8 protein-coding genes and 1 pseudogene are annotated in these 7,613 nt (G+C 63.3%); 3 read left to right on the top strand and 6 right to left on the bottom strand.

The genetic code is table 11. The annotated features are described in order from the left end of the window. The coding region (locus tag ACBR42_RS16600) for a hypothetical protein (protein ID WP_371208770.1) at positions 1-350 on the top strand (350 nt) is incomplete at its 5' end. On the opposite strand, the gene ACBR42_RS16595 is transcribed toward ACBR42_RS16600, so the two are convergent. Further along, complete coding sequence (locus tag ACBR42_RS16595; RefSeq protein WP_371208769.1) at positions 347-631, bottom strand: BrnA antitoxin family protein; 285 nt, start codon at positions 629-631, stop codon at positions 347-349. The genes ACBR42_RS16600 and ACBR42_RS16595 overlap by 4 nt on opposite strands. Before the next feature lie 89 nt (positions 632-720). Here ACBR42_RS16595 and ACBR42_RS16590 point away from each other — a divergent pair, with 89 nt between their 5' ends. Further along, the gene (locus ACBR42_RS16590) at positions 721-936 is read left to right on the top strand and encodes a hypothetical protein (RefSeq protein WP_371208768.1); all 216 of its coding nucleotides are present in this window, start codon (positions 721-723) and stop codon (positions 934-936) included. Beyond that, positions 923-1,201 carry a hypothetical protein gene (locus tag ACBR42_RS16585; protein WP_371208767.1) on the top strand — a complete coding sequence of 93 codons (279 nt, stop codon included), beginning with the start codon at positions 923-925 and terminating at the stop codon, positions 1,199-1,201. Before ACBR42_RS16590 ends, ACBR42_RS16585 begins: the two co-directional genes overlap by 14 nt. Before the next feature lie 199 nt (positions 1,202-1,400). Here the strand turns inward: ACBR42_RS16585 and ACBR42_RS16580 are convergent, their stop codons facing one another. From ACBR42_RS16580 to ACBR42_RS16560, 5 genes and pseudogenes are all read right to left on the bottom strand, one after another. Next, the gene (locus tag ACBR42_RS16580; protein ID WP_371208766.1) at positions 1,401-4,547 is read right to left on the bottom strand and encodes an error-prone DNA polymerase; all 3,147 of its coding nucleotides are present in this window, start codon (positions 4,545-4,547) and stop codon (positions 1,401-1,403) included. 3 nt (positions 4,548-4,550) lie between these two features. Continuing rightward, entirely contained in the window at positions 4,551-4,796 is a 246-nt protein-coding gene (locus ACBR42_RS16575; protein ID WP_371208765.1) for a hypothetical protein, read from the bottom strand. Between the two features lie 10 nt (positions 4,797-4,806). Further along, positions 4,807-6,330: a DNA polymerase Y family protein gene (locus ACBR42_RS16570; RefSeq protein ID WP_371208764.1), complete on the bottom strand. Its 1,524-nt coding sequence runs from the start codon at positions 6,328-6,330 to the stop codon at positions 4,807-4,809. Then, positions 6,221-7,021 carry an ImuA family protein gene (locus ACBR42_RS16565; protein WP_371208763.1) on the bottom strand — a complete coding sequence of 267 codons (801 nt, stop codon included), beginning with the start codon at positions 7,019-7,021 and terminating at the stop codon, positions 6,221-6,223. The genes ACBR42_RS16570 and ACBR42_RS16565 overlap by 110 nt, the downstream gene beginning before the upstream one ends. A gap of 309 nt (positions 7,022-7,330) precedes the next feature. After that, positions 7,331-7,613, bottom strand: a pseudogene (locus ACBR42_RS16560) (MucR family transcriptional regulator); the annotation flags it as partial.

The raw sequence follows: 7,613 nt of genomic DNA, 5'->3' as shown, positions 1-7,613 counted from the left end.
TTACACTGGCGATCAGCGAAACGGCAGAAGCCCGTGACCTTATCATCCGGGAGCGGCAGATACGCCTCGCCACGAATGTCGAACAGAGGCTCATGGATACCGCCTACCGGCAGCAGCGGGCGCTTGCTGCCCAGCAGGTCAGCGAGACGTGGATCCTGAGCGGCCGGATCATCGGCGGATGGGAGGTCGTCATCGCTTGTCTCGAACGCTATCGCGAAGGTCGGCATGTGCGGAAGGTGAAATCCGGGAAGGCGCCCGTGAGCGCACCTGTCCAGTCCGAACCGGTGGTGCAGGATGGAAATGTGGTGTCCCTGGGCGCCTGGCGGAACAGAAGTAAAGGAACCGGCTAAGGTTCTTTTTCCTGTGCCACCATAGGGTTCGGGTTAATGCGGCGCAGTTCTTCATTGACGCGGGGCTGCCAGCCCGGTCCTGTTGCCGGCCATCCGGCCAGCACGTTTTCATCAAGGCGCAGCGTCACCTGCTTTTTTGGGTGTGTCGCTATGGGCCGACCGCGCCGGATCAGCTGGTTGCCCTGCCGTATTTCCGCCCGGTCAAAGAAATCTTCCGTCAGTTCCGGTGCATCATCGGGATCAACCCATGCGGTTGCGCCAGAGAGCTTCTTCGCGTTCATGTGCATGCCTCATCGAAAATATACGGCGGCCCACGCCGGGCGGGGTCTTCGATCTTGCGAGATTACCTTTTTTTCTGTTAAAAGAGACTATGAGTTATGTGATCGAACAGCCAGCACTCGTGAACGAGAGGGCGCCGAAAGCGATGGAAACCAGCATAATGGACCAGGCACGGTTTGATCGGATCGCCGCTCAGGCCGAGGCCGCGAAAGCAGCAATGGGACCGGATTATGGTCAGGACATAACACATATGCCCCGCCAGGAGCTTATTGATCTCCTGCGGACGAAAATGAGTGAAAGTGCCTGATCTCCCTGAACCATGGGTTCCTCTTTCTCTCGCCCGGATAGAAGAAAAACCAAAAAGAGTCGTATTAGACAAATATTTTAAATCAAAATCAGGCTTAAGCTCGAAAGAAGAGCAGGATTTTGCTGATATTACAGCGTGCATCGAACGCGGGGAAGATTTATCGGCCTATTACCGGGCGTCGACAGGGTACGATAAGTTATTAAAAGAACATCAGGTCATGCATCTCCATCTTGGTGGAAAGGATCGGATGCACTTTTATACCTGATTCAGTATCCGGAGTGTGTTCTGTTTTTGTGTGTAGATAGTCATATTCACCTGAATGATGTCCCCGTCGGGAAACGTTTTCCCCTACTGGGACGGCGGTCTCACGAAAAGGGACTTAAGGCAGCATGCGATGAGGGAACAAAGCGTTCTGGAAATCCAACGGACCCGGATGATACCGAACTCAAGTCCTGATTGAGGCGCTAGTGAAAATCCCGGGAGCGTATTGATATCCCGTCGTCAGACTGGCCAACCGTAGCCAGAAGCGGCGTCATGTCATCGAGTTCCCTGACAACGACATGAATGACGTCACCCTCTTTCTGGAGGGTTCCGTGACACGCGACCATACTGGCTGACAGCACGACGCGGCGCTGCCGCTCTATCCGGTCCGGCCACAGGATCAGGTTGGCCATGCCGGTTTCGTCCTCGATCGTGAGGAACATCGTGCCGTTTGCGGTGCCCGGGCGCTGGCGCATGATGACGATGCCCGCAATGGTGACGCGCCGCCTGTCCGCAAGGGTATGAAGATCCCCACAGCGGGTGATTCCACGACAGTCCAGTTCTTCGCGCAGGAAGGCGACAGGATGACTGCGCAGCGTGAGGCCGGCTGCGTGGTAATCGTCGACGACATTCTGCCCTTCCGTCATCTCAGGCAGCACGAAAACCGGCTCGACAATCTCCGGCTCCGGACGGTTGCGATGTCGGTCGGCCGCGGCAAAAAGCGGCATCGGGGCGTCCACCATGGCCTTTATGTCCCATAGCGCGCCCCGGCGATCCCTACCCAGGGCGTGAAAGGCGTCGGCTTCAGCCAGCGCCTGCAGCGCACGCTGGTCCAGCCCGGCCCGCCGCCAGACGTCTTCAGGGCTTTCATAGGCAGAAGACCGGCATGCCACCAGTTTCGCCGCCTGCTGGTTCGACAGTCCCTTCACCAGTCTCAGCCCCAGCCGCACGGCAAGGAGACGCCCTGATCCCGCCTTCTCAAGCGCGCAGCCCCATCGGCTGGCGTTAACGCAGATCGGGCGGACCGGCACCCCATGCCGCCGTGCATCCCCGACAATCTGCGCCGGTGCGTAGAACCCCATCGGCTGGGAATTGAGCAGGGCTGCGCAGAAGACGTCCGGATGGTGGCATTTGATGTAGGACGAGGCATAGGCGATCAGGGCAAAGCTTGCCGCATGGCTTTCAGGAAAGCCGTAGGAGCCAAACCCCTCCAGCTGCGCGAACGTGCGCTCCGCAAACGCGGGGTCATAGCCCCGCTCCGTCATGCCATTGACCAGACGGTCCCGGAAATAGGTGACGGTTCCCTCTCCCTTGAATGTGCCCATGGCGCGGCGCAACTGGTCGGCTTCGCCGGGCGAGAAGCCAGCGCAGTGAATGGCGACCTGCATGGCCTGTTCCTGGAACAGTGGCACGCCAAGCGTCTTTCCAAGGATACGCTCCAGCGCCGGTGAGGGGCAGTCGGGTTTCTGCCTGCCTTCCCGACGCAGCAGGTAGGGATGCACCATGTCGCCTTGGATGGGACCGGGGCGCACGATCGCCACCTGCACCACGAGATCATAGAATGTGCGCGGTTTCAGTCGCGGCAGCATGCTCATCTGCGCGCGGCTTTCGATCTGGAACGTGCCGATCGTATCCGCGCGGGCAATCATCCGGTAGGTAGCGGGGTCCTCGGGCGGGATGGAGGCCATGTCCATCCGGGTGCCATGCGCGGTTTCAAGAAGCGCGAAGGCACGCCGCATGCAGCCCAGCATGCCCAGGCCCAGCACATCGACCTTCATGAAACGCAGGTGGTCGATGTCATCCTTGTCCCAGACGATGATCTGGCGGTCCTCCATCGCGGCCGGCTCGATGGGCACAAGATCATCCAGACGGTCATGCGTCAGCACGAAGCCGCCCGGATGCGTGCCAAGCTGGCGCGGAAAGCCGATCAGTTCCCCCGCGAGATGCAGCGTCAGGCGCAGGCGCGGGTCATCGAGGTTCAGGCCCAGTTCCCGCGCCCGGTCCGCAGGCGTATCGCCGTCTGACGACAGGCCGGTCAGATGACGCGAGAGGGCGGCCGTGACATCCTCGGGCACGCCCAGCGCCTTGCCCACGTCGCGCAGCGCACCCTTGCGGCGATAGCGCATCACCGTCGCGCACAGGGCTGCCCGGTCCCGACCGTAATGGGCATAGATCCACTGGATCACTTCCTCGCGGCGGTCACTCTCGAAATCGACGTCGATATCAGGCGGCTCCCTGCGCTCGGCCGAAACAAACCGCTCGAACAGGAGGCCGGAGCGCACAGGGTCGATGGCCGTGATGCCCAGCACGTAGCAGACGGCCGAATTGGCGGCGGATCCGCGCCCCTGGCAGACGATACCCTGCTGGCGGGCATGCCGCACGATCGTGTTGACCGTCAGGAAATACGGCGCGTAATCCAGCGAAGCGATCAGATCGAGTTCGTGGCGGAGCTGGGTCAGAACGCCGTCCGGTGCGCCAGCAGGATAACGGTCTTTCAGATGCGTCCGGACAAGGGCTGCAAGGGTTTCCTGTGGCGTATTCCCTGATGCGTCGGTTTCATCGGGATACTGGTAGGCCAGATCATCGAGCGAGAAGCGGCATAGCGCGGCAATCTCGGCGCTACGCGCAATCGCGGCCTCATGCCCGGCATAGTCCTCACGGATCTCGCGTTCCGCGACAAGATGCCGTCCCGAACATGTTTCGCGCCGGTCGCCCAGCTGGTCGACCGTGCAGCCATGGCGGATGCAGCCCAGCACGTCCTGCAGGATATGCCGCCCGGCGTTGTGATACAGGACATCGCCGGTCACGACCGGACGCAGGCCCGCCGTCATCGCCATGTCGGCCATGCGGGCGAGACGGGCTGCATCTCCCGGCCGGTAGCGCCGGACAAGGGCGACATAACCGGGCAGGCCACCCGTGCGGGCATGCGCTTCCATGCGGGTCAGGGCAGCGGAAAGCGTGGCATCGGGTGCATCGGGCAACAGGATCAGGAGCAGGCCCGCACCCTCGCGTTCCAGATCGCGCCATGTCAGGGAAAAGCCGCCCTTCCCTGCCCGTTTCCTGCCCAGCGTCAGGAGACGGCACAGACGGCCATAGGCCATGCGGTCGGTAGGATAGGCGAGGACGGGCGGCATATCCTCCAGATCCAGACGGCAGCCCACGACAAGGCGGACCCCATGTTCGGCCGCTGCCCGGTGCGCCCGGACAATCCCGGCGAGGCTGTTATGATCGGTGATGCCGATCGCCCGAAGCCCCAGTTCCCCTGCCCGCTCGAACAGCTCGTCGGGATGGCTTGCGCCCCGCAGGAAGGAATAGTTTGTGGCGACCTGAAGCGGGACGTAGCCGGACATCGCCTAGCCTGCATCCGCGTGCGGATGGCGGTGCGTGCTGGAGCTGGGTGCCGGAGCGCCTGCCCGCCGCAGGATGACGTAGCCGCAGCTCTGGAGGTAGGCGACAAGACGTTCGGCCGTAATCCGCGCCATCATCTCATCGGCCGTATGCACCTTGCGGCGCCCGTCATAGCGCAGGCCATGCGACAGGGAGGCTTCGATTTCCTCCAGGCTGGCCGGACGCAGATCGGGGAGGCTGTCCTGTGTCATTGCGCGTACCTCAGAAAAGACCATGCAGAAACCACGGAGCAGACGCATCAGCCGTCCCCACGCAGCGGACGGACTGGAACAGCCAGAACTGGAGGCCGCCCCCTTCCGCCGCGATCCAGTAATTCCGGATGCGGCCGTATTCACGCGTGTCGTGCCACCATTCACCATGCACGCGCTCGGGACCGTCGCATGCAACAATCCTGTAGGCATGACCGCGCCACGCCACCTGCCGCGGCATGCCCGCCGTGTCCTGCCGGATCATCACCACCGGTTCAGGTGGATCGAACAGCCGCACGGGACGTGGCCATGAACATGACCAGTCTGTGGATGTCGTGGAGGGTGTCGCAGGCGTCGTGACCTGCCTGCGCTCGGGCATGTGGCTTTCGCGCCGTGCCAGACAGACCGGCACGCCGTCGAGTGCGGCCCTGTTGCCAAGCCGGTCAAGCAGGTCTGCATTGACCGTTTCCTGCGGGGACATCTCTGCAGGCATGCCGGTCACCTGCCGCGCGCAGCGCTGCTCCGACTGCCTGACAACCAGTTGCATCGCCTCGATGCCGAACCCCGGCTCGATCGTCTCGATCCGTGCGCGTAGCAGGCGGCCCATGTGCCCGGGATCGCAGACCGGGGAAGCCGTCCCGATCCGGACGGCCTGCACCGTGCCGTCAACCCGCTCGCACAGAAGGTCGACCTGCCTTGCTCCCTCCCCGCGCTGTGCCAGTTCCATGCAGACCGTGTCCACCAGCACCCCGATCACCGTGGCGATGGCGTCCGCCGTGGAGACAGGCTCCAGCAGGGAGCGACGGTCCTGTACCGCATCGCGTGGCAGGACCGGCCGGACCGGTTCCGGCACCCGTCCCAGCGCCTGATCCAGGCGCAGCATGAGGTCTTGACCGAAGCGGCGAACCAGCGGCGCCCGTGGCGCGGTCCGCACCTGTCCGATACGTTCCAGACCGAGCTGGAGCAGTCCCTTCAGGGTGGCGCCGTCCAGACGCAGGGCGGCAACGGGCAGTGGATCGAGTGCAGCAGCCTGCCCACGTTCGGGGATGATTTCAGCCCCATGAGGTCCCGCATGTGCGAGCGCCCAGGCGCAGCCCGGCGTATCCGCCATTGCGCCCCGCACCGTCAGGCCCATGCCGGACAGGCGCTCAAGCAGGGTGGTGAGCATGGATGTTTCGCCGCCATGCAGGTGTGCGCAGCCCGTGGCGTCAATCCAGATGCCATCAGGGTCGGTTGCGGATGTCAGCGGCGCGCACCACAGGCACCATTCCGCCAGTCGTGACAGCGCCTGCGCGTCGCCATCCGGATCGGCGGGTGCGACGGCAAGATCCGGCACGAGGGCCTGCGCCTGTGCCAGCGGCAGGCCGGGGCTGATCCCGGCCTCCATGGCCGCCTGGTCGACCGCGGCGATCATGTAGCGCCGTCCGTCATGGGCGCGCGTGACCAGCGGTTGGGAAGTCGGCAGGTTGCGCAATCCATGCCGGCGCAGCCGGTCGGTCGGCCAGTGGGGAAACCACAGCGAGATGATCCGGCGCATGTTCCGTCTCCACGATCCACTCCCCAGCCCTGCCACCCCGATGGCGCAGCAGTTCGACATGCATGCGCGGCCGTCCGGGGCGGAATGCAACCGGAGCGGTTCCGGCCGGAAAGGGCGCAGGCCCTACGCGCCAGCGCGTGGAACTGGCCGTCGGATGCACGAGGGCGGGGTCGTCCATTTTCCTGGCGCGACGCAGCAGGAAAGCGGTCTGTCCCGACCCTTCCGCCGCCAGTCGCAGGCGGCGCGACGCCGTCAGGCCCAGAGGCTGGTCGAAATCGGTGACGACTGCGGCCAGTCCCGTCTCACGCAGCACATCTTCGGTCAGGCCGAGAACCCGATCAGGAGCGGCGTGAAGGCAGATCAGGCGGTCGGGAGAAAGCCCGGCCTGGGACAGCCCTTCGCCCAGCAGGTTCAGCCGTCCGGTATGGATCCATGCGACAGGCCCGGTCGTGCGCGACAGGATGGCGGCGATCCAGCGGGTCGGATAATAGCCGAGAGGCGTGTCGGCACCACGGCCGATCACTTCATGGGTCGTGCCCCGCTCCAGGCCACCACAAAGGTGAGTGTCGATTTTGGTGGCGCCGCAGGCCAGTCGTGCGGCATCATGTGCCAGCACGCCTGACCGCCGTTCGATCCGCAGGATCTGCGCCCGGAGAACGGCGACGGTATCGTTGTCCTGTGTTCGCGCCATGTTCTCCTCCGTCAAGAGAACACTTAGAGAACACGATATGATCCTGTAAAGCGGAAAATGCGTGAGGGTGTGTTACGCCTGTGTGTCGGGTGTTGTCTTGCTGCGGGTTTTCCGGGTCTGAGGCGGTTTGCCGGCCTCTTTCGTGTCAGAACTCTTTTTGGGCTGGAATCTGTCCCGTGCCCATGTTTCAGGTTTTTTACGACGATCGCTTTTCCCGGCTTTCGGGATTGTGGGGCCACTTTCATCGCTAGCCGTCATTGCGACTGCAGCGTCTCCCTTGCGCTGTGTTTTTGAAATCTGTCCGGTATCCTCGACCCGCGGGCGGCCCAGTCCTATTTTCCGTGCCAACGTCGCGCGCTGCTCAGCATAGGCGGGCGCGGTCATCGGATAGTCCGGCGGCAGACCCCATTTCTGACGATACTGCTCGGGCGTCATCTGGTAGACCTGTTTGAGATGGCGCTTCAGCATCTTGAACTTCTTCCCGTCCTCAAGACAGACGATATGGTCGGGGAAGATGGTTTCGGAGAGCGGCACGGCGGGCACAGGCTTTGTGCCAGCCGGTAAGGCAGGCGAGGGAACCGCTTCCGTTCCG

Source organism: Komagataeibacter sp. SM21 (assembly GCF_041402665.1).
Lineage (GTDB): Bacteria > Pseudomonadota > Alphaproteobacteria > Acetobacterales > Acetobacteraceae > Komagataeibacter > Komagataeibacter saccharivorans.
The sequence above is the reverse complement of the archived record's forward strand: the minus strand, read 5'-3'. Positions and strand labels throughout refer to the sequence as shown.

What these genes read in the sequence shown, in the direction of transcription:
- ACBR42_RS16595 (WP_371208769.1), bottom strand. Translation starts at nt 631, where the DNA reads ATGAACGCGAAGAAGCTCTCTGGCGCAACCGCATGGGTTGATCCCGAT.
- ACBR42_RS16590 (WP_371208768.1), top strand. Translation starts at nt 721, where the DNA reads ATGAGTTATGTGATCGAACAGCCAGCACTCGTGAACGAGAGGGCGCCG.
- ACBR42_RS16580 (WP_371208766.1), bottom strand. Translation starts at nt 4,547, where the DNA reads ATGTCCGGCTACGTCCCGCTTCAGGTCGCCACAAACTATTCCTTCCTG.
- ACBR42_RS16575 (WP_371208765.1), bottom strand. Translation starts at nt 4,796, where the DNA reads ATGACACAGGACAGCCTCCCCGATCTGCGTCCGGCCAGCCTGGAGGAA.
- ACBR42_RS16570 (WP_371208764.1), bottom strand. Translation starts at nt 6,330, where the DNA reads ATGCGCCGGATCATCTCGCTGTGGTTTCCCCACTGGCCGACCGACCGG.
- ACBR42_RS16565 (WP_371208763.1), bottom strand. Translation starts at nt 7,021, where the DNA reads ATGGCGCGAACACAGGACAACGATACCGTCGCCGTTCTCCGGGCGCAG.